The sequence below is a fragment of the Protofrankia sp. CiP1_Cm_nod3 genome, from assembly GCF_982290655.1.
Window position 1 is genome coordinate 1 of the sequence record NZ_CEVIVD010000189.1, and the last position, 1,922, is coordinate 1,922.

Consider the following 1,922-nt stretch of genomic DNA (forward strand, 5'->3'; position numbering starts at 1 on the left):
TTCCGCCGGATCCGCGGGGAACACCGGCAGCGGCGGCATACACGCCCCCGCCAGCGGCTGCGCACCCCCGGAGGCGGCGCAGTTGGCCTCCGCGAAATCGGTTATCCCCGGCCCGGCGTCCCCCGCACGAGCAGCCGCCGACAGCCCATCCGCGCAGCTCCCCGACGCACACGCCGGCACAGTGAACGGCCCACCCTGCGGCGACCAGCCCGCCTGGGAGGCGATAGCCGACGCCGACGACCACACCACCCCCACCGGCGGCAACGGTGCCGGCGCCGGCGCCAGAATCGCCGGAATCGGCGACCGCGGCTCCGGCCTCACCTGCGGCGGCTTCGCCCGTGTCTTCGGAACAGCCCGCCCGCTAGTGTCCCGAGTCGTTAATTCGTTCGCAGTAGGCGGCGAGGGTCTTGAGGATTTGGTCGGCGGTCTTGGTCCAGATGAACGGCTTCGGGTCCTTGTTCCAGGCGTTGGTCCACTTGCGGATGTCGGCTTCGAGTTCGACGACGGAGCGGTGCGTCGAACGGCGCAGCTTGCGGGTGGTCAGCTCGGCGAACCAGCGTTCGACGAGGTTCATCCACGAGGACGAGGTGGGGGTGAAGTGCAGGTGGAACCTGGGGTGGCGCAGCAGCCACTTCTTCACTGCCGGGGTCTTGTGGGTGGCGTAGTTGTCCAGGATCAGGTGCAGGTCGTAGCTGGTCGGTACCGAGGCGTCGATCAGTTTGAGGAACCGCAAGAACTCCTGGGCGCGGTGGCGCCGGTAGTGCTGGGCGATCACCGCCCCGGACGTCGGGTCGAGCGCGGCGAACAGGCTGGTGGTGCCGTTGCGGACGTAGTCGTGGGTCATCCGCTCCGGCGTGCCCGGCATCAGCGGCAGGACCGGCGCGGTGCGGTCCAGGGCCTGGATCTGCGACTTCTCGTCGACGCACAGCACGATCGCTTTCTCGGGAGGGTCGAGGTAGACGCCGACGACATCCCGGACCTTCTCCACGAACTGCGGGTCGGTCGAGAGCTTCCACGTCTCGACCAGGTGCGGTTTGAGCCCGAACGCCCGCCACATCCGCGAGACCGTCGACTGCGACAGTCCCGATGCCCGGGCCATCGACCGGCTCGACCAGTGGGTGTCGCCGTTGGCCGGTTTCTCCTCCAGCGTCCTGGTGATGACCTCGTCGACCTTCACGTCGGACACGGTGCGCGGCCGGCCCGGCCGCGGCTCGTCCGACAGCCCCTCCAACCGGTCAGCCGCGAACCGGTCCCGCCACTTCGCCACCGTGACCCGGCTGACCCCGAGATCCGCCGCGACCTGCGCGTTCGTCGCCCCAGCGGCGCACGCCAGCACGATCCGGGAACGCTGCGCCAGCGCCTGCGCGGTCTTACGCCGCCGCGTCCAGCCCTCCAGCACCTCCCGTTCCACGGTGGACAGCTCGATCGGCACGGCACTCGGACCAGGCATAACCCAGTATACGATCAGAATAGAAATCTAAGACTCAGGACACTAGTCCCGCCCGACTTACCCGTGCTCCCACCCGATGAGCCGCCACCAACTGGCAGACTCCCACCCCCAGGCAGCGCCGGAGCCACACTCAGGGAAGCCCCCGCCGACCAGCCATCCACCCACGGCCTCGACACCGACGACACCGCCGGAACAGCAGCCGGCACCGAGGCCCCCCGTGAATCACCCCGATCCAAAACATGATCAATAGCCCGATCGGCCGCGTACGCCACAGCCGCCGTGACAACCGCACCAGCTACAAGACCAACCACGCACCCGAACAGCCCACCAACCGCACACCCAACCTCCCCGCCTATAACAGCAGCGTTATGACCACTGGGGTCGCTGTACGTCAGCGGGTTGGCGTTGGCGTAGGTGTACCGGTTCGCTGACACCGCCGACGTCAACGGCAACTGCGCGCTGTCCCGGGAAA

1 protein-coding gene is annotated in these 1,922 nt (G+C 68.4%); it reads right to left on the minus strand.

Features of this window, described 5'->3' with window-relative positions:
• Nucleotides 1–361: 361 nt before the first annotated feature.
• Nucleotides 362–1,450, minus strand: a complete 1,089-nt coding sequence (locus AC5LUJ_RS22160) for an IS630 family transposase (protein ID WP_493465664.1) — start codon at nt 1,448–1,450, stop codon at nt 362–364.
• Nucleotides 1,451–1,922 lie beyond the last annotated feature (472 nt).

Excerpts from the sequence above, each read along its gene's own strand:
- AC5LUJ_RS22160 (WP_493465664.1), bottom strand. The coding sequence starts at position 1,450 with ATGCCTGGTCCGAGTGCCGTGCCGATCGAGCTGTCCACCGTGGAACGG.